Annotated in this window: 15 protein-coding genes; 3 read left to right on the top strand and 12 right to left on the bottom strand. The window is 64.4% G+C overall.

Going from position 1 to position 17,480, the window contains the following annotated elements:
* Nucleotides 1–78: 78 nt before the first annotated feature.
* Nucleotides 79–687 carry a heme ABC exporter ATP-binding protein CcmA gene (ccmA, locus tag FJ949_RS02770; protein WP_140492258.1) on the bottom strand — a complete coding sequence of 203 codons (609 nt, stop codon included), beginning with the start codon at nt 685–687 and terminating at the stop codon, nt 79–81.
* A 284-nt stretch (nt 688–971) separates the two neighbouring features.
* On the opposite strand from ccmA, the gene acnA reads away from it, so the two are divergent.
* The gene (gene acnA / locus FJ949_RS02765; RefSeq protein WP_140492255.1) at nt 972–3,662 is read left to right on the top strand and encodes an aconitate hydratase AcnA; all 2,691 of its coding nucleotides are present in this window, start codon (nt 972–974) and stop codon (nt 3,660–3,662) included.
* Nucleotides 3,663–3,700: 38 nt separating this feature from the next.
* On the opposite strand, the gene FJ949_RS02760 is transcribed toward acnA, so the two are convergent.
* Complete coding sequence (locus FJ949_RS02760) at nt 3,701–4,381, bottom strand: ceramidase domain-containing protein (protein WP_140492252.1); 681 nt, start codon at nt 4,379–4,381, stop codon at nt 3,701–3,703.
* Nucleotides 4,382–4,561: 180 nt separating this feature from the next.
* Here FJ949_RS02760 and FJ949_RS02755 point away from each other — a divergent pair, with 180 nt between their 5' ends.
* Complete coding sequence (locus tag FJ949_RS02755; RefSeq protein ID WP_140492249.1) at nt 4,562–5,377, top strand: thioredoxin family protein; 816 nt, start codon at nt 4,562–4,564, stop codon at nt 5,375–5,377.
* Nucleotides 5,378–5,468: 91 nt separating this feature from the next.
* Here the strand turns inward: FJ949_RS02755 and FJ949_RS02750 are convergent, their stop codons facing one another.
* From FJ949_RS02750 to FJ949_RS02725, 6 genes are all read right to left on the bottom strand, one after another.
* The gene (locus tag FJ949_RS02750; RefSeq protein ID WP_140492246.1) at nt 5,469–6,854 is read right to left on the bottom strand and encodes an FAD-binding oxidoreductase; all 1,386 of its coding nucleotides are present in this window, start codon (nt 6,852–6,854) and stop codon (nt 5,469–5,471) included.
* Between the two features lie 124 nt (nt 6,855–6,978).
* Nucleotides 6,979–8,091 (bottom strand): ABC transporter ATP-binding protein, encoded by a 1,113-nt coding sequence (locus tag FJ949_RS02745; RefSeq protein ID WP_140492243.1) that lies wholly within the window; start codon nt 8,089–8,091, stop codon nt 6,979–6,981.
* Entirely contained in the window at nt 8,088–8,885 is a 798-nt protein-coding gene (locus tag FJ949_RS02740) for an ABC transporter permease (RefSeq protein ID WP_140492241.1), read from the bottom strand. Before FJ949_RS02740 ends, FJ949_RS02745 begins: the two co-directional genes overlap by 4 nt.
* Nucleotides 8,885–9,748 carry an ABC transporter permease gene (locus tag FJ949_RS02735; protein ID WP_140492238.1) on the bottom strand — a complete coding sequence of 288 codons (864 nt, stop codon included), beginning with the start codon at nt 9,746–9,748 and terminating at the stop codon, nt 8,885–8,887. The genes FJ949_RS02740 and FJ949_RS02735 overlap by 1 nt, the downstream gene beginning before the upstream one ends.
* A gap of 23 nt (nt 9,749–9,771) precedes the next feature.
* Nucleotides 9,772–10,842: an extracellular solute-binding protein gene (locus FJ949_RS02730; RefSeq protein ID WP_181165196.1), complete on the bottom strand. Its 1,071-nt coding sequence runs from the start codon at nt 10,840–10,842 to the stop codon at nt 9,772–9,774.
* Between the two features lie 35 nt (nt 10,843–10,877).
* Nucleotides 10,878–11,540 (bottom strand): XRE family transcriptional regulator, encoded by a 663-nt coding sequence (locus tag FJ949_RS02725; protein ID WP_140492232.1) that lies wholly within the window; start codon nt 11,538–11,540, stop codon nt 10,878–10,880.
* A gap of 535 nt (nt 11,541–12,075) precedes the next feature.
* Between FJ949_RS02725 and FJ949_RS02720 the strand changes: the two genes are divergently transcribed.
* Nucleotides 12,076–12,462: a DUF2794 domain-containing protein gene (locus FJ949_RS02720; RefSeq protein ID WP_140492230.1), complete on the top strand. Its 387-nt coding sequence runs from the start codon at nt 12,076–12,078 to the stop codon at nt 12,460–12,462.
* 39 nt (nt 12,463–12,501) lie between these two features.
* Here FJ949_RS02720 and FJ949_RS02715 read toward each other — a convergent pair whose 3' ends face one another.
* From FJ949_RS02715 to FJ949_RS02700, 4 genes are all read right to left on the bottom strand, one after another.
* Nucleotides 12,502–13,083, bottom strand: coding sequence for a GNAT family N-acetyltransferase (locus FJ949_RS02715; protein WP_140492226.1), 582 nt, complete (start codon nt 13,081–13,083; stop codon nt 12,502–12,504).
* 123 nt (nt 13,084–13,206) lie between these two features.
* Nucleotides 13,207–13,980: a Bax inhibitor-1/YccA family protein gene (locus tag FJ949_RS02710; protein ID WP_140492223.1), complete on the bottom strand. Its 774-nt coding sequence runs from the start codon at nt 13,978–13,980 to the stop codon at nt 13,207–13,209.
* A 240-nt stretch (nt 13,981–14,220) separates the two neighbouring features.
* Nucleotides 14,221–16,770 (bottom strand): ABC transporter permease, encoded by a 2,550-nt coding sequence (locus FJ949_RS02705; protein ID WP_140492219.1) that lies wholly within the window; start codon nt 16,768–16,770, stop codon nt 14,221–14,223.
* Nucleotides 16,770–17,465 carry an ABC transporter ATP-binding protein gene (locus tag FJ949_RS02700; protein WP_140492216.1) on the bottom strand — a complete coding sequence of 232 codons (696 nt, stop codon included), beginning with the start codon at nt 17,463–17,465 and terminating at the stop codon, nt 16,770–16,772. The genes FJ949_RS02705 and FJ949_RS02700 overlap by 1 nt, the downstream gene beginning before the upstream one ends.
* Between the last annotated feature and the right edge of the window lie 15 nt (nt 17,466–17,480).

Here is a 17,480-nt window from a genome sequence, read left to right as displayed (position 1 = left end):
GGCGCCGAAGCTGCCAATCTCCCCCCTCGAGGGGGAGATGTCCGGCAGGACAGAGGGGGGCGCCGTAGAGTGCCGTCATCAAAAGGCCTGCCCCATCCTCAACGTCTGCGCTCCCTCGATCCCGAGCGGCAGATGCGTTGCCGCGACGACAATCCCACCATCCGCACAATGCCCCCTCATCAATCCCGCGAATCGCGCCTCCGAATCCTTGTCCAGACCCGCCGTCGGCTCGTCGAGCAGCCAGATCGGCCGTTGGCTGACCAGCAGTTTCGCGATCCCCGCGCGTCGTCTTTGCCCGGTCGAGAGATAGCCGAACGGCAGATGGCCGATGCCGCCCAGTCCGACCGTCTCCAGCGCCTCCTCGACGCCGACGGATCCACCGCCGTTGAAGTCGCGCCAGAAGCGCAGGTTTTCCGTCACGCTGAGCGCCGTTTTCATTGCGTTCTGATGGCCGAGATAGTGGCAGGCCGAAGCGATCGACGGAAATTCATCGCCGCCGCCCTCGATCAGCAAATTGCCTTCAGCCTTCGGCAGCAGTCCGGCGACGATCCTGAGCAAGGTCGATTTGCCTGATCCGTTCGGCCCGGTGACGACAAGCGCCTGGCCTTGATCGAGGTCAAAGCCAATGCCCGAAAACACCGTCTCGCCGCCGCGTTCGCCGCCCAGATTTTCGGCGATAAGCCGCATCCCTCGCCCGCCCTGAAACAATCCGCCTCGGCCCCTGCCGCATCGCACAAATTTGCTTTTTAACTGTCTAGAACTATTCCAGAAAATTCTCTATATGCGGTGCATCCGTGCCAGCGGTCGGCGCGGGAACAGAACTAGCGCCGAACCAGCGCACGCGCCGCCTTGAACGGCTCGGGTTGCTTGGGAGCGGACAGCGGAAATGGCCGTACCCGCACCTTTGCGCGTGATTGCATGCCATCGGCGTCCGTTCCCTTTCAGGCTGAACAGACAAGGACGGATCGCACGTGTCAAAATCCCTCGACAGTTTCAATTGCCGCCGCACGCTGAAAGCGGGCGACGCCGAATATACCTATTTCGACCTCGTCGAGGCCGAGAAGAACGGCCTCACCGGCATCGCCCAATTGCCTTATTCGATGAAGGTTCTGCTGGAGAACCTTCTGCGCAACGAGGACGGCCGCTCCGTCACCAAGGACTCGATCAAGGCCGTCGCCGGCTGGCTGACCGACAAGGGGACGGCCGGCGTCGAGATTGCCTATCGCCCTGCCCGTGTCCTGATGCAGGATTTCACCGGCGTTCCGGCGGTGGTCGACCTGGCGGCGATGCGCGACGCCATGGCCTCGCTCGGCGGCGACCCGCAAAAGATCAACCCGCTGGTGCCGGTCGACCTCGTCATCGACCATTCCGTCATTGTCGACGAGTTCGGCTCGCCGATGGCCTTCGCGCGCAATGTCGAGCTCGAATATGAGCGCAACGAGGAACGCTACAAGTTCCTGAAATGGGGCCAGCAGGCGTTCCGCAATTTCCGCGTCGTGCCACCCGGTACCGGCATCTGCCATCAGGTCAACCTCGAATATCTCGGCCAGGTGGTGTGGACCAACACCGAGGACGGCGAAACGACCGCTTATCCCGACACCTGCGTCGGCACCGATTCGCACACCACCATGATCAACGGCCTCGGCGTGCTCGGCTGGGGCGTCGGCGGCATCGAAGCCGAGGCGGCGATGCTCGGCCAGCCCGTCTCCATGCTTTTGCCCGAGGTCATCGGCTTCCGCCTCACCGGCAAGCTGAAGGAGGGCGTCACCGCCACCGACCTCGTGCTCACCGTCACCCAGATGCTGCGCAAGAAGGGCGTCGTCGGCAAGTTCGTCGAATTCTTCGGCCCCGGTCTCTCCAATATGACGCTGGCCGACCGCGCCACCATCGGCAATATGGCGCCTGAATATGGCGCCACCTGCGGCTTCTTCCCGGTCGATAGCGAGACCATCCGCTACCTCACAATGTCGGGCCGCGAGGAAAGCCGCATCGCGCTGGTCGAAGCCTACTCCAAGGCGCAAGGCATGTGGCGTGACGCAGGCTCCGCCGACCCGGTCTTCACCGACTTGCTGGAGCTCGACCTCGGCGACGTCGTGCCGTCGATGGCCGGCCCGAAGCGCCCAGAGGGCCGCGTCGCGCTGGAAGGCATCCCGGCCGGCTTCGTCAAGGCTATGGACACCGAATACAAGAAGGCGGCTGAAATCTCGAAGCGCTACGCCGTCGAAGGCACCGGCCATGATCTCGGCCATGGCGACGTCGTCATCGCCGCCATCACCTCCTGCACCAACACCTCGAACCCGAGCGTGCTGATCGGCGCCGGCCTGCTCGCCCGCAACGCCAATCGCCTCGGCCTCAAGCAGAAGCCCTGGGTGAAGACCTCGCTGGCGCCGGGCAGCCAGGTGGTCGCCGAATATCTCGAGAAATCCGGCCTGCAGAAGGAGCTCGACCAGATCGGCTTCAACCTGGTCGGCTTCGGCTGCACCACCTGCATCGGCAATTCCGGCCCGCTGCCGGCGCCGATCTCCAAGACCGTCAACGATAAGGGTCTGATTGCCGCCGCGGTGCTTTCCGGCAACCGCAACTTCGAGGGCCGTGTCTCGCCCGACGTGCAGGCCAACTATCTCGCCTCGCCGCCGCTGGTCGTGGCGCACGCGCTGGCCGGCACGGTGACGAAGGACCTGACCACCGAGCCGCTCGGCGAGGACAGGAACGGCAAGCCGGTCTACCTCAAGGATATATGGCCGAGCTCGGCGGAGATCCAGGAGTTCATCGAGAAGAACGTGACGCGCGAGCTGTTCGCCCGCAAATATGCCGACGTCTTCAAGGGCGATGAGAACTGGCAGAACGTCAAGGCGCCGGAAGGCCAGACCTATGCCTGGGACGACAATTCCACCTATGTGCAGAACCCGCCCTATTTCGCCGGCATGACCACGGGCTTCGGCAAGATCGGCGACATCAAGGGCGCCCGCGTGCTGGGCTTGTTCGGCGACAAGATCACCACCGACCACATTTCGCCAGCGGGCTCGATCAAGGCCACCTCGCCGGCCGGCAAATACCTCACCGAGCATGGCGTCGGCGTTGCCGACTTCAACCAGTACGGCACGCGCCGCGGCAACCATGAGGTGATGATGCGCGGCACCTTCGCCAACATCCGCATCCGCAACCACATGCTGGGCGAGAATGGCAGGGAAGGCGGCTACACCATCCATTACCCGTCGAAGGAAGAGGAATCGATCTACGACGCGGCGATGCAATACAAGAAGGAAGGCGTGCCGCTGGTCATCTTCGCCGGCGTCGAATACGGCAACGGCTCGTCGCGCGACTGGGCGGCCAAGGGAACGAATCTCCTTGGTGTCCGCGCGGTCATCGCCCAGTCCTTCGAGCGCATCCACCGCTCCAATCTGGTCGGCATGGGCGTCATCCCCTTCGTCTTCGAGGAAGGCACCTCATGGGCTTCGCTCAACCTGAAAGGGGATGAGTTGGTCGAGATCGACGGCCTGGACGCCCTCAAGCCGCGCCAGAAGATGGAAGCCAGGATCACCTATGGCGACGGCACGGTGAAGAAGGTGCCGATCATTTGCCGCATCGATACGCTTGACGAACTCGACTACTTCAAGAACGGCGGCATTTTGCAGTACGTGTTGCGCGATCTTGCCGCGTAGCGGCAAGGGAGTAGGGCTTAGGCAGTAGGAAATAGGACCTACTGCCTACTACTGCCTCGCTGTGGCGCGCCGTAGCGCGCCGCGGCGGCCAGCAGCACAGCCAGCATCAGCCCGTTGAGCAGGTGCCAGAGGAAGTGCGTGCCGAGCGGGAAGCTGGTGCAGACCAGCGGATCGATCATGCGGCAGATGACCGACAGCACGAAGATCGCCGATCCGGCCAGATTATACCAGCCGGCGCGATTGCCGCTGGCCGTCACCCAGACACCGAAGAAGGCGAGCGCCAGGAACGGCGGCAGGTAGCCTGTGGTGCCGTTCGACGCCTGGCGCAGCCAATCCGGCACGGCCAGAGTTATCGCTCCGACAACGGCATAGAAAACGACGAAGATCGCGATCGCCTTGCCCCATTCCAGGCGCAGGAAGCGGCGCAGGTTGAACAGCGTGTAGGCCAGCGTGAAGCCGGCGATCGGCACCACGTCGGCCCAGACCGTTCCCTTGGTGGCGAAGATGTGAAAGATCGTCGAGCCGACGCCGATCGCCACCACCCACCAGGCCAGGACCTCGGCGAAAATGCCGGTCCTGCATCGCCGCACTTCGCGGACGCCCCATAGTCCCGCGGCAATGAAAGCCAGGTTGGTCAAAGCATTCACCGGCTCGGCCCAAAGTTCAGGACCGGTTCGCTCGCAATAGAGATCGACTGGAGCCAGGAAACTTTGCCACATGATGATGATCCCGCCCCCGAATCGAACCGCCGGTTGAAATGCAGTGGGCTTCTCCTATTGCCGCCCTACCCAGGCTTGCAATGGCAAAATTTCACCGCAACGTGACTTCCCGTTGACTTCCGGTTCTGCCACATATTTCAGCCAATCAAAACAAAGCCGGCATCACCGGCGGGAATTGGAATGGTCATGGCCTCGCGTAGATCATTGTGGCTGGCAGCGTTCGCGCTGGCCTTCTCGGCGTTTGCCGGTGCCGGGCACGCCGGCGAGTCCGGCGGGCTCCCGGCCGACAAGCCCCAGGGCGACAGGCCCGTGGGCGTGGTCGAGCTGTTCACCAGCCAAGGCTGCAGTTCCTGCCCGCCTGCCGACGCCTTCTTCTCCGAACTTGCCGCCAGGCAGGATCTTGTCGCGCTCTCCTATCACGTCGGCTACTGGGATTATCTCGGCTGGCGGGACACGCTGAGCAGCAAGGAAAACACCGAGCGGCAATATGAGTATATGCGGGCCTTCGGCAACCGCTCAGTCTATACGCCGCAGGCGGTCATCAACGGCCGGGTCCATGTCAACGGCGCCAATCGCGGCGAGGTCGATGGCCAACTCGCCCGCATGGCAAGGATCGGCGAAGACATGCGGGTCGCCATCAAGGTCAGCCGGACCAGCGACCGCGTCATGATCGATACCGGCGATGGCGGGACCGGTCCCAGCGATGCCCATGTCGTCATCGTCTATTTCGAGCCGCCGCAGACGGTCACGATCGGCCAGGGCGAGAACACGGGCCGCAAGATGACCTATTGGAACGCGGTGACCGGCATCCAGACAGCGGGCATCTGGCACGGCAAGGCGCAGCGCTACGAATTGCCGATGAGTGAGATTTCCAAGAAGGGCGGCTGCGCCGTGCTTTTGCAGTCCGTCGGCAAGGACGGCCTGCCAGGGCCCATCCTGGGCGCCGCCTTCATTCACCGCCCCGGTTCCGATGCGCCGTTCGATCGAAGGCTCTGAAGCGCGCCGCCGAAAACGGAAATGATGCGACGCGCTGTCGGTCTCCATTCATGCCTGTCGACCAAACGGAATCGCGTTTGAGTGACCTGCCTCAATGGCCGGTCAGGCGATCAGCGAAAGCGGCGAGGCGCGACGTCCGCCCCAGGCCATTTGCCTCCCGCCGGTCGGCGATGCGGTAGAGCTGGTACATGGCGTGGACGCCGAGCCAGCGCAGCGGCTCCGGCTCCCATTTCTTCACCGTGCGGTTGACCCAAGGCAACCGGGTCAGCTCCGTGTCGTGTCCGAGCACCAGGTCGCGCAAGGTGCGGCCGGACAGGTTCGAACTGGAAACGCCGAGCCCGACATAGCCGCCGGCCCAGCCGATGCCGCTTTCGCGATCGAAGCCGCACGTCGTGCACCAGTCGCGCGGCACGCCGAGCGTGCCGCACCAGGCATGGTCGAGCCGCACGCCTTTGGTCTGCGGCAGCAGCCTGGTCAGGATCTCGTGCAGCTGGTCGATGGTCGCCTGTTGTGTCTTGCCGCGCCTGTCGGTGCGCGATCCGAAGCGGTAGGGCACGCCCCGGCCGCCCATGGCGATCCGGCCTTCCCGCGTGCGCTGCGCATAGCAGTAGGTATGCGCGGCATCGCCCAGCACCTCGTAGCCGCTCCAGCCGATTTCGTCCCAGAGCTTCTGCGGCAGCTTCTCGGTCACCACGATGGCGCTGTTCAGCGGCAGCCAGAGACGCTCGTAGCCGGCAATGCCGGCGGTGAAGCCCTCGGTGGCGCGCACGATCTTTTCGGCGCGCACGACGCCGCGGTCGGTGGTGACCTTGCCCTTCTCGAGCGCCAGCACCTGCGTCTGTTCGTAGATGGCGACGCCGAGCCGCGCGACCGCCGCCGCCAGACCCTGCACCAGCTTGGCCGGCTGCACGCGCGCGACGTCGCGCACGACGAAGGCGCCCAATACATTGTCGATGGCGATGCGCTCGCGCGCTTCCTGCGCACCGAGGAAGGCCAGCCGCTCGGGCGGCATTTCCCAGTGCCGGGCCTCTTCGTACTCGGCTTTGGCGCGCTCAAGCTGCGCGGCGTTTGTGGCGACGGTGATGTTGTCGACGCGGCGGATATCGGCGTCGATCCCTTCGGCAGCGGCAATCGCGATCACCTCGTCGACCGTGCCGGACATGGCGCGCTGCATGTCGATCACCGCCCCGCGCGAGGAGGTTTTTGCATATTTCTCGCGCGACCAGCTGAAGCCGCCGGACAGCCATCCGCCATTGCGGCCCGAGGCACCGAAGCCGGCGAACTCCTTTTCGACGATGGCGATGCGCAGCGCGGGCTCCGCCTTCTTCAGATAGTAGGCCGTCCACAGTCCGGTATAGCCGGCGCCGACGATGCAGACATCGGCCTCGATGTCGCCGGGCAAGGGTGGGCGGCTGGCCGGCGGGCCACCTATGTCGGCATACCAGAACGACACGTCGCCATTGCGCTGGGCTTGCATCTTGTGATCCGTTCTCCGTGCGATTCCAGGAAAGTGTGGAGCGGTTTCCCGTCCGGAACTGCGTTAAAAACCAAGAGAGGAGGCGGCCTCGTCGTTTTCCATGGAAAGGCGAGGCCGCTCTGTTTCAGGTAAGCGTCAGGTCGGCCTTGTCGTCATCGGCGAGCAGCTTCACGTCGCCGCCGGCGAAGAGCACGTCGACCTCGTCTCCAATGGCAAAAGTGTCCGCCTCGAGCGTCGAGCGCACGATGGCTTTCGAGCCGTCGGCGAGCTCCACCTCGTATTTGGAGCCGGAGCCGAGATAGATGGCCTCGCCGATACGCCCGGCGAGCCGGTTGCGGCCATCCCCGCCGCCGCCGCGACGAGCAAGCGCCAGCTTTTCGGGACGCAGCAGCATCACCGGCTTGCCGCCATTGGCGAGACGCTTGGCGGTCGCCACTCTCTGGCCTGATATCTCGATCGCCGTCTCCTTGCCGGAAGTGGCGGCGGGGCCGCGCAGCACGGTGGAATCGCCAATGAACTTGCCGACGAAAAGCGTCGCCGGCTCGTCGTAGAGTTCGCGGCCGGTGCCGATCTGCTCGATACCGCCGCGGTTGAACACGGCGATGCGGTCGGAGAGCACCAGCGCCTCCTCCTGGTCGTGCGTCACATAGACGAAGGTGGTGCCGAGTTCGCGGTGGATGCGCTTGATCTCGAGCTGCAGCCATTCGCGCAGTTTCTTGTCCAGCGCGCCGAGCGGCTCATCCATCAGCAGCAGCGGCGGATCGAAGACGATGGCGCGGGCCAGCGCCACGCGCTGCTGCTGGCCGCCCGAAAGCTCGCTTGGAAAGCGATGGCCGAAATCGGCCATCTTGACCATGTCGAGCGCGTGGCGGACGCGGCGTTCGCGTTCTGCCCCGGTGACGCCGCGCAGCTTCAGCGGATAGGCGACATTGCGGCCGACCGTCATGTGCGGGAACAGTGCATAATGCTGGAAGACCACGCCGATGTTGCGCTTGTGCGCCGGCACGCCGACCACGCTCTTTTCCCCGACCAGCAGCTTGCCGCTGGTCAGGTCGGTAAAGCCGGCGATCACGTTCAGCGTCGTCGTCTTGCCTGAGCCGCTCGGGCCCAACAGCGTCATGAATTCACCCGGCTCGATTCGCAGCGACACGCCGTCGAGCGCCTTGAAGGAACCATAGGCCTTGCTTACCGACTCCAGGTCGATCGCCGCACCGCGATTTTCCGCTTTCTGATTCATAAGCCTCCCTTCCGCTCACGGCCAAGAAGCAGCATGCCGCCGCCGATCAGCAGTGTCGTTGCGCATAAGAGGATCGTGCCGACGGCCGCGACCGTCGGGTCGGCGTCGCGCGTGATGGAAGCGAAGATCTGCACCGGCAACGTCTTGAGATAGGGATTGGTGATGAACAGCGACACGACGATCTCGTCGAAGGAGGTGGCGAAGGCGAACAGCAGGCCTGACAGTACCCCGGGGGCAATCAGCGGCAGCGTCACCGTGCGGAACGTGGTGAGCGAACCTGCGCCCAGGCTCGCCGCGGCTGTCTCCAGCCGCTTGTCGAACACTTCGAGATTGGCCGAAACGGCGATCAACACGAAAGGCAGCGCAAGGATGGTGTGGGCCAGAACGAAGCCGAGCAGTGTGCCGACAAGCCGCGTGTCGAGATAGACGGCGTAGATGCCGATGGCCAGGACCACGCCCGGCACCACCATCGGCGTCAGCATCAGCATGCGCAGGAGGTTTGCCGGCCGCGCCTGCATGCGGTCGAGGCCGAAGGCGGCAAGGGTGCCGAGCACCGTTGCCAGAACCGCAACGATCGATGCGACCTTCAGTGAGTTGAGGAAGCTGGTCGACCAATCCGGATTGGTGACAAAATTTTCGTACCATTGCCAGGAGAAGCCCTGGGGTGGAAATGCCAGCGATTTGTTCTCGTTGAATGACATCGGCACCACGACAAGCGTCGGTGCCACCAGCCATATGGCTACCAGCAGGCAGACAAGGCCCAGCATGACGCGGGTGAGCGGCTTCATCTCCATCAGGGCCGCCCCGCTTGCCGATGGCTGGACCGCATCACGGGCGCGGCAAGCGCCAGCAGCACGAAGGTCGTGACCAGCAGCACCACGCCCATGGCGCCGCCCCTACCCCATTGCAGGAGGCTGAGCACCTGTGTCTGAACCAGCGTGGACAGCATCGTCGAGCGCGGTCCGCCGAGCAGGGCCGGCGTGATGTAGAAGCCGAGCGCCAGGATGAAGACGATGATCGCGCCGGCATAGACGCCAGGCAGAGACAGCGGCAGATACACCGTGAGGAACGCGCGCGAGGGTCTCGCCCCGAGGCTCCGCGCGGCTTGCATCAGCCTGAGATCGATGCCTTTCATGACCGAATAGAGCGGCAGGATCATGAAAGGCAAAAGCACCTGCGCCATGCCGATGACCACGCCCGTCTGGGTGCGGATCAGCCTGATGCCACCGAACCCGAGCGCCCGCAGGATCGAGTTGATGACCCCCGAATCCTGCAGCAGTATCACCCAGGACAAAGTGCGTACCACGCCGCTCACCCAAAACGGGATCAGCACACAGAGCAGCAGCACCAAGCGCACGCGTGGTCGGACCGCGGTCATCAGATAGGCATAGGGGTAGGCGCAAACCACGCAGACCAGCGTGACCCATGCTGAAATGAGGAAGGTGCGCTGGAGCACGGCCAGGTTGATGGGCGCGCCGAAGAACCAGATATAGTTCTGCAGGCCCCACTGCGGCTCCGACAGGCTGCGCACGACGATGGTGAGCAGCGGATAGCCAATCACCCCGAAGAGCAGGACCAGCGCCGGCAGCGCGAGCGCGAACGGCCGCCATGCCCGGCGCCTTTCGGCGGCCGGAATGGTTGGCTGGGACGCGCTCACGGCTTTTGGTCTCCCTCAGCCGGTCAGTTGCCGGACATCAGCGCGGACCACTTCTCCTGCGCGACCGCGAAATTCGGGACCCAGAACTTGAAGTTCTGCTTATAACCCTGCTTCTGGCGTTCGGGCGTGTTGGTCAGGAAAGCGGAGACGGAAGCGTCGACCTTGGGCTGCGCTTCACTGTTGATCGGCGTGTAAGACGTTTGCTCCGTCAACACCTCCTGCGCGTGCTTGCCGAGATAGGCGTTGAGCAGCGCGTAGGATGCCTCCGTGTCCTTGGCGCCGACAGGGATCGTCATCTGATCCATCACCACCAGCCAGTCCTGCCAGGCCGGTGCGTATTTGGCGCCGTTCTTGACCGCGGTCATGGCGCGGCCTGTCCACATCATCAGCATGTCGGCCTCGCCGGATTCGGCGAGTTGCTGCGATTCTGCACCCGTCTTCCAGAAGATGGTATCGGGGCCGAGCTTGCGAACCACATCGATGGCCTTGTCGATATCGGCCACCGTCATCGCCTTGGGGTCCCCGCCGGCAACCTTGAACGCCTGTTCCAGCAAGCCACCGGTCGGGCTGCCGGAGCCGTCGATTCCGCGCACGCCGGGGAATTTCTGCGTGTCGAAGAAGTCGGCCCAGCTCTTGGGCGGATTGTCCTTGTACTTTTCGGTGTTGTACATCAGCACGACGCCGTAGTTCATCGCCGGCACCGAGCACTCGCCGACCTGGCCCTCGGGAATTTTCGAGACGTCGAGTTTGGTGAAGTCCAGCTTCTGGAACAGTTTGCCGCAATAGACATAAGGCGGCAGATCGTCGGTATCGACAACGTCCCATGTCACATTGCCGGACTCGACCTGCGCCTGCAGCTTGGCGATCTCGGTCGGGCCGTCATTGAGCAGCTTGACGCCCGACTTGTCCACGAACTCCTTGAGCGCTGCCGCCTGGCCGTCCTGGTAGATGCCGCCATAGGACACGAAAGTCAGGGTCTTGCCCTTCAGCGAGCCTTCGGCCACCTCTCCGGCAACCGGCTTCGATTGCGCGAGCGCGGCCGTCGCCGCCAGAAGCACGCCCAGGCACGCCGCATGTGCAAATTTCACTCTCATGTTCAACTCTCCCATTCCAGAGCTCGCATTTGTTCTCATTCACCCGGATGCGAGCGGTTTCCGGGCCTGTACTGATCGAGTTCCAGCGCGCCGGCGGTCGGCGGCGCGATGATCCAGAGCACCTCCGCCGGTGTGTCGCCGACATTGACCGTGCGGTGCGGCACCGAAGTCGCATATTCGACGCTGTCGCCTTCGCGCATCAGATGGCGCTCGTCGGCAAGCGTCAGTTCGACGGTTCCCTTGAGCACCATGAACATCTCATGCTCGCCGCCATGCACATAGGCGTCGTCGCCGGTCGAGCCGCCGACCTCGAAATGCCCCGCATAAACCTCGAACTGATGGATCGGCCGCCGCGACAAAAGCATCTTGCGGCCTCGCACGCCGACGGGAACGACAGGCCGTTCCTCGCGCCTCAGCACCTTGTGCAACGGACGGCTGCTGCCCTCGAACAGGTCGTTGATGCCGAGATCGAGAGCGGCGGCGATCCTGAGCAGCGTGCCTGTGTTGGCGCCGCACAGATTGCGCTCGAGCTGGCTGATGAAGCTCGCCGTCGTGCCGGTCATATCGGCCAACCGGCGCAGCGAGACGCGCCTTGCCATGCGCAGCGCCTTGATGCGGGGACCGACGCCGCCGGCCTCAGGGGTGGCCGCGACCGTGCCATTCACCTCTTTCGCCGTGGAGTCCGATACGCGTGGCATTGCCGCTCCCGTTTCACTTAACACCTTATTAAGTGGCGATGGCGTTGGCAAGCGCGGACGGCATGCCAAGACTTCGGCCGCATCGATCCTGCCGGTCGCACCGGATCGGGCTGAAACCGTCCATATGGCGGGAAATCCACCTTAGCGGCGATCCAGGCATGAAAAAACCGACGTCAGCTTGCTTCTGACGTCGGTCATTTAGGTTTTGGGATCGTCGCACCCGGTCTTTCCGAGGAAAAACCGAGGTTGGTTCGATCCGACGCAGACCCGTGGGCGGGGGGCTTGGGGTTTACGAGCCGGTGCCGGACCGAACCGTCTCAGGCAACGCCGGTAAATTCGTCGGACATTGGGGCATGAGCGCGGATAAAAAATGGCCAGAATGTGGCGGAGCATCACCAATTCCAACATGTCGTTTGCAAACGTGACTGGACGCGACGGAAATGGCGCGGGTCCGCACCGCTTCGCCGGCACTTGCAATTCGATAGCGAAAGCGCCAACTTTGGTTGGCAAAGATTCATTTTTGAAGGATCGAGGCATGACCGATCACGGCGGCGGGACGGAGGATGGCGACGCATCCGCGATACTGATCCCGCTCCACGAGGCACGCGGCGCGCGCCTCGACCAGCCGGTGCGCTTCGAGCGGCGCGAACTGGACCAGATCCTGAAACTCTACGGGCGCATGGTCGCCGCCAATGAATGGCGCGACTACGCTATCGATCATCTCACCGACAGGGCCGTGTTTTCGGTGTTCCGCCGGGCCAGCGAGGTGCCGCTGTTCCAAATCGTCAAGGACCCGAAGCTGGCACGCAAGCAAGGCGCCTTCGCCGTCATCGCCGCGGGCGGCCGTATCCTCAAGCGCGGGCAGGAGCTTGGCCGCGTGCTCGGCGTCTTCGACAGCAAGCTGAAGCTGGTCGAGGCCTGAACCGCGGCGCAATTGCTCGGTTGACCTCAGCCTTGGCGCTCATCTAAGCCCTTGTTTTTCTTGGTGGAATTTCCGTTCCGGCAATGATTCCGGATCTGGCGGGGCGGATGCCCCGCCGTTCAGCGCCAGTTGCATGAACACCGTGTCCAGCCAGCGGCCGTGCTTGTAGCCGGAGCCTTCGAGGCGGCCGGAATGACGAAAGCCGAGCTTTTCGTGCAGCTTGACGGAAGCGCTGTCGGGATGGCCATCGCCGATCACCGCGACGATCTGGCGAAAGCCCGCAGCCTCGGCGGCCGCGATCAGGCTTTGCATCAGTTTGAGGCCGACACCCTGGCCCTTGGCATCAGGCGCGACATAGACGGAGTCCTCGACGACAAAGCGATAGGCCGGGCGCGGCCGGAAGGGACCGGCATAGGCATAGCCGAGCACGGCGCCATCCTTTTCCGCCACAAGGTAAGGGAAGCCGCCGGCCTGGAGCGTGTCGAATCGCGTGCCCATTTCGGCGCGACCTGGCGGCTCCAGCTCGTAGCTCGCCGTGCCGCGGGTCACAGCGTCGGCATAGATTTGCGTAATGGTGTCGAGGTCGGCCGCGCGTGCGGCCCGTATAACGATAGTGCTCATTCTTTATGCAGGCCTCTTGTCTGCCTGCAATAACAGCAAAGGTCGGCGCAAAGGAAAAGGGCGGCCGTTGGGCCGCCCCTTCCAAACCCGATGGTCCAGTCAGACCATGACGCGGACCAGCCCTTAGCGGCGGTCGCCCATGAACTGGAGCAGGAACATGAACAGGTTGATGAAGTCGAGATAGAGCGTCAGCGCGCCCATGATGGCCTTGCGGCCAGCGACGTCGGAGGCGTCGCCCTCGAAATACATCTCCTTGATCTTCTGCGTGTCGTAGGCGGTGAGGCCGGCGAAGACCAGCACGCCGATCGCCGAGACGGCGAAGGACAGCGCCGACGACTGCAGGAAGATGTTGATCACCATCGCGATGATGATGCCGAACACGCCCATGATCAGGAACGAGCCCATCGCCGTCAGGTCGCGCTTGGTCGTGTAACCGAACAGCGACAGCGCGCCGAAGGCCGCGGCGGTGGCGAAGAAGGTCTGCGAGATGCTGGCGGTGGTGTAGACCAGGAAGATCGACGACAGCGACAGGCCGACCAGGCCCGCATAGACCCAGAACGTCGTCTGCGCCGCCGACACGCTCATCGACTGGACGCGGAACGACAGGAACAGAACGGCGGCCAGCGGGGCCAGCATCACCAGCCAGCGCAGCGGCGAGCCGAAGATCGCGTAGCCGAACGAGGTCAGCATCTCGCCGCTCGGCAGCGTCGCGACAGCCGAGGCCGGATCGGTGGTTGTGGCCAGCATGATCGTGCCGACGGCGGCAAGACCAGTGATGAGGAGACCAAGCCCCATCAAATTGTAGACCTTGATCATATAGGCGCGCAGGCCCTGATCGATGTCGACGGCGGCGCCGGGCACGGCGCGCGTCTGATAGTTGCGAATGGGTTCAGCCATTGTGGTCCTCTATTGCTTCTGCCCCGTCCGGTGTCGGGTCCACCCGGACCCAGGCGCCGCTGGCGGGACTCCAGCATGCCTGCGGCGAAATATGATGGTTATTCGCGTCAAGAACAAGACCGTAACCGGGTGTAATGCTTCGTGAGGCACGCATGGCGCGGTTTTCCAGCCCTTTGGCCGCGAAACATTACGTCGATTTAACCAAATGCCGGCCGTCGGCGGGGTGGAACCGATGCGGACTCAGAGGTTTCGCAGCACGGGCGCTGCCTTGTGGCCGAGCACCCGCCAGGTGCCGGCGAGACCGATGCCGACGGTGATGACCAGCGCAAAGAGAATGGTCGCCACCGCCACTTCCGGCATGAAATGCGACGGCAATGTCATGATGCGGGCGACGACGAACCATGCGGCGGCACTGCCGGCGGCGAGCGCGAAGACCGCCGTGGCGAGGCCGATCAGCATGTATTCGAGCGAGAAGGCCGATATCAGCGTCAGCCGCGTCGCACCGAGCGTCTTCAGCACCACCGCGTCATGGATGCGCGCCCGGTTGCCGGCGGCGAGCGCGCCGGCCAGCACAAGCACCGACGCGATCAGTGCCACGCCGGCCGCCGCCCTGATCGCCGCGCCGAGCTGTCCGACCAGACGGTTGACGATGTCGAGCGCGTCCTTGACGCGGACCGTAGTGACTGCCGGGAAGGCGCGGGTGACGGCATTGAGGATGCGGGCGTCATCAGCCGCGGTGGCGCTCTTTTCGGTCAGCGTCGCCACCCAGCCATGCGGCGCGCCGGCAAATGTGTTGGGCGAGAACACCATGACGAAGTTGATGCCCATCGTCTCCCATTCGACCTGGCGGAAATTGGCGATCCTGGCCGTGACATTGCGGCCGAGCACGTTGACGGTGACGGTATCGCCGAGCTTCAGCCCGATTTCCTTGCCTTCCTTGTCGGAAAACGAGACGAGCGGCTCGCCGGTATAATCGGCCGGCCACCAGCTGCCCTCGGTCAGCGTCGCGTTGTCCGGCTGCTTGGCCTCATAGGTCAGGCCGCGATCGCCGCGCAGCACCCAAGCGCCCTCCGCCGGTACCTTGACCTTGTCGACGGCAACGCCGTTCAGCGCCATCACCCGGCCGCGCAGCATTGGCACCTTGGCAAGCGTCCCCTGCGGGGCCTCCTTGCTGATCAGACTGGAGAAGCCGTCGACATCGCTGCTCTGGATATCGACGAAGAAGAAGTTCGGCGCCCGCTCCGGCAGGCTGCCGGAGATCTGCCGCCGCAGATTGCCGTCGATCAGCGCCAGCGTCACCAGCAGCGTCAGCCCAAGCCCCAGCGACAGCACCACCGACGGCGTCAGCGCGCCCGGCCGATGGATGTTGCCGACGGCGAGCCTGAGCGCCACGAAGCGCACGCGCGGACTCTTCCTTGCCGCCCATTGCACCAGCGCGCCGACCAGACGCAGCACCAGAAAGGCGAAGATGGTGGCTCCGACGAAAATCGAAGCGATGCGCTGGTCGCCCGAAAACAGGATGGCGAGCGCTGCAAGAAGCACTGCGATGCCGAGCGCCGAAACGACATAGACAGGGCGTGGAAAACCGCGGCCCTCCAGTCCCATCTCGCGGAACAGCGCGGTCGCCGGCACATCGCGGGCGCGACCGAGTGGCAGCAGCGCGAAGGCCAGCGTCACCAGCAGCCCGAACAGCGCTGCCATGCCGAGAGCGCCGGGATAAAAGCCGCCTTGCGCCGGCACCGGAACGACCGACTGAAGCGCGGCGCTCGCGGCAAAGGGCATCAGTGCGCCGAGCACCAGACCTGCGGCGATGCCGAGGGCCGCGATCATCAGGATCTGCACGAGGTAAACGGCAAAGACGAAGCCGCCCGATGCGCCCAGGCTCTTGAAGGTGGCGATGACGCCGCGCTTGCCGTCGAGATAGGCGCGCACCGCGTTGGCGACGCCGACGCCGCCTACCACCAGCGCCGTCAGCCCGACCAGGGTCAGGAATTGCGAAAAGCGTTCGATGTTGGAAGAGAGCGCCGGGGCCGCATTGCTGCGCGTGCGGATCGACCAGCCGGACTCCGGGAAATCCTTGGCAGCCTTGTCCTGGATGGCCTTGAGCCGCGCCTCGTCGGCGTCGGCGGCCAGCCGGATCTTGTAGGAATTCTCGACGAGGCTGCCCGGCTGAACCAGCCCTGTCGCGACCAGGCCCTCGGTCGAGATCATCAGGCGCGGCGCGAAACCGAAACCTTCGGACACGGCATCGGGCTCGGTGACCAGCCTGGCGCGCAGTTCGAAGGTGGCGGTTCCGAGCTTCAGCCGATCGCCGAGCTTCACATGCAGCCGCTCGAACAGCAGGTCGGGCGCGGCCGCGCCGAAAACACCGAACTGTTCGCCAAACAGTTCCTGCTTCGTCAGCGCCGGCTCGGTTTCCAGCGCACCGTAAAGCGGATAGGCCTCGTCGACGGCCTTGGCCTCGACCAGCGCCTGATCGGAGCCGTCGGCAAGCCGCGCCATCGAACGCATGCTGGCGGTTCTCGACACCGTGCCCAGCCCATCGAGGAAGCCGCGTTCGGCTTCGCTTGCGTCGCGCTGGTTAAGCTGGAAGCGCAGATCGCCGCCAAGCAGCGTCTGGCCCTGGTTGGCGACGCCGCCACTGATCGAGCGGGCCACGGAATTCACGCCGCCGATCGCCGCGACGCCGAGCGCGATGCAGGCAAGAAAGATCAGAAAACCGGACAGGCCGCCGCGCATCTCGCGCAAGGAGAAGCGGACGGCGAGCTTCAACGTCCGCGCCGGTGACATCAGGCGATGGCCTTGGTCGGCGCCGGTGCCTCGATCCTGCCGGAGCGCATGGAGACCTGGCGCGAACAGCGCGCCGCGAGCGCCTGATCATGCGTGACCAGCACCAGCGTCATGCCGCGCTCGGCCGCCTTGGCGAACAAAAGGTCGGCGACCTGCTTGCCGGTTGCCTGGTCGAGATTGCCGGTCGGCTCGTCGGCGATGAGGATGCGCGGCGACGGCGCCAGCGCCCGGGCGATCGCCACGCGCTGCTGCTCGCCGCCCGAAAGTTCCCCAGGATAGTGCGTGACGCGGTCACTCAGACCGACGGCCGCCAGCTCGCGTTCCGCCACCGAGAACGGATCGGCATGGCCGGCCAGCTCCAGCGGCACGGCGACATTTTCGAGCGCCGTCATATTGGGGATGAGATGGAAGGACTGGAACACGATGCCGATGTTTCGCCCCCGAAACGATGCGATCTGATCCTCGCTCTTGCCGTTGAGCAGCTCGCCGGCGATTCGTACCGTGCCCGAATCGACCCTTTCCAGACCGGCGAGAACCATGAGCAGCGTCGACTTGCCCGACCCCGACGGCCCGACGATGCCGGTCGCCTCGCCGCGCGCCACATCGAGGCTGACGCCCTTCAGCACATGGACGGACGAGGCGCCTTCGCCCAATGTCAGCGATACGTCTTTCAGCTCGATGACGGCTTCTGTCAAAATGAAAGCGTCCTA

This window comes from Mesorhizobium sp. B2-4-1, from assembly GCF_006442185.1.
In the GTDB taxonomy this organism is placed as follows: Bacteria; Pseudomonadota; Alphaproteobacteria; order Rhizobiales; family Rhizobiaceae; genus Mesorhizobium.
Note: the sequence above shows the minus strand (reverse complement) of the source record. Positions and strands in the feature narration are given on the sequence as shown.

Coding starts and splice junctions, on each gene's coding strand:
- ccmA (WP_140492258.1), bottom strand. CDS start 687: ATGCGGCTTATCGCCGAAAATCTGGGCGGCGAACGCGGCGGCGAGACG.
- FJ949_RS02710 (WP_140492223.1), bottom strand. CDS start 13,980: ATGGCTGAACCCATTCGCAACTATCAGACGCGCGCCGTGCCCGGCGCC.
- FJ949_RS02760 (WP_140492252.1), bottom strand. CDS start 4,381: ATGTGGCAAAGTTTCCTGGCTCCAGTCGATCTCTATTGCGAGCGAACC.
- FJ949_RS02755 (WP_140492249.1), top strand. CDS start 4,562: ATGGTCATGGCCTCGCGTAGATCATTGTGGCTGGCAGCGTTCGCGCTG.
- FJ949_RS02750 (WP_140492246.1), bottom strand. CDS start 6,854: ATGCAAGCCCAGCGCAATGGCGACGTGTCGTTCTGGTATGCCGACATA.
- FJ949_RS02705 (WP_140492219.1), bottom strand. CDS start 16,770: ATGTCACCGGCGCGGACGTTGAAGCTCGCCGTCCGCTTCTCCTTGCGC.
- FJ949_RS02725 (WP_140492232.1), bottom strand. CDS start 11,540: ATGCCACGCGTATCGGACTCCACGGCGAAAGAGGTGAATGGCACGGTC.
- FJ949_RS02740 (WP_140492241.1), bottom strand. CDS start 8,885: ATGGAGATGAAGCCGCTCACCCGCGTCATGCTGGGCCTTGTCTGCCTG.
- FJ949_RS02745 (WP_140492243.1), bottom strand. CDS start 8,091: ATGAATCAGAAAGCGGAAAATCGCGGTGCGGCGATCGACCTGGAGTCG.
- FJ949_RS02720 (WP_140492230.1), top strand. CDS start 12,076: ATGACCGATCACGGCGGCGGGACGGAGGATGGCGACGCATCCGCGATA.
- FJ949_RS02730 (WP_181165196.1), bottom strand. CDS start 10,842: ATGAGAGTGAAATTTGCACATGCGGCGTGCCTGGGCGTGCTTCTGGCG.
- FJ949_RS02715 (WP_140492226.1), bottom strand. CDS start 13,083: ATGAGCACTATCGTTATACGGGCCGCACGCGCGGCCGACCTCGACACC.